Annotated in this window: 1 protein-coding gene; it reads left to right on the top strand. The window is 62.1% G+C overall.

The genetic code is table 11. The features are described 5' to 3' along the window. Positions 1-1,016: protein-glutamate O-methyltransferase CheR (locus EN750_RS36050; RefSeq protein WP_145968270.1), on the top strand; the 1,016-nt coding region annotated here is incomplete at both ends.

Raw genomic sequence — 1,016 nt, 5'->3', positions numbered from 1 at the left:
TACCACAACTGTTCGAAGGCAAGACAGCCAGCGACACTGTCCGGGTCTGGGTTCCCGGATGCGCCACGGGCGAGGAGGTGTTCTCCATCGGCATGCTGCTGCGCGAACACATGGAGACGCTTACGGTCGTTCCGCGCGTCCAGATATTCGCCACCGACATAGACGAGCCGGCGCTGGCGGTGGCGCGGGCGGCACGCTATCCGGAAGCCTTGCTGCAAGGTCTTTCTCCCGAACGCAAACAGCGGTTTTTCAACGGCGATGGCGAAAGCTATGTCCTCAGCAATGAGATACGCGAACTGTGCATCTTCTCGCCGCACAGCGTCATTCGCGATCCACCCTTCTCGCGCATGGCCTTGGTCTCCTGCCGCAATCTGCTGATCTATTTCGGCCCGATCATCCAAAGCCGCGTCATCCCTGTCTTCCATTATGCGCTGAAGCCGGGCGGTTACCTTTTCCTCGGCACCTCAGAAAGCGTCGGGCAGCACGACGATCTGTTCGCCACCATCGACAAGAAACATCGCATCTTCCAAGCGCGGGAGCATGCCTCACCGCACATCAGACTGCCGGCCCTGCTCGGGGAGAGCCATTCCAACCTCTTCCCATCGGAAAGCGCCGGCTCGAAGAAGGGACTTGTCGGCTATCCCATGCGGCAGGCGGTCGAGGCGCAGGTGCTGGAACGATTCGCGCCGCCGCATGTCCTGGTCAACGCCGACGGCGATGTCGTCTATTATTCGGCCAGAACCGGCAGATATCTCGAAGCGTCACAAGGGATTCCCAGCCGGCAGTTGCTGACGATGGCAAGGCGTGGGCTGCGGCTGGACCTCCGCGCCGCACTGCGCGAAGCGACGACCACACGCCGCACAGTGGTGCGGGAAAACCTGACCGTGGAGGAAGATGACGAACGGGTCCAGCCGATCAGGCTGACGATCGAGCCCCTCGCCGAACGCGGCAATGGCGAGCCGCTTTATCTCGTCCTGTTCGAACCGTCGGGGCCGACCCAGGCCCGGTCCAACGAA

Source organism: Mesorhizobium sp. M7A.F.Ca.ET.027.03.2.1, assembly GCF_003999175.1.
Taxonomy (GTDB): Bacteria; Pseudomonadota; Alphaproteobacteria; order Rhizobiales; family Rhizobiaceae; genus Mesorhizobium.
This window is presented reverse-complemented; position numbering and strand designations above follow the sequence as displayed.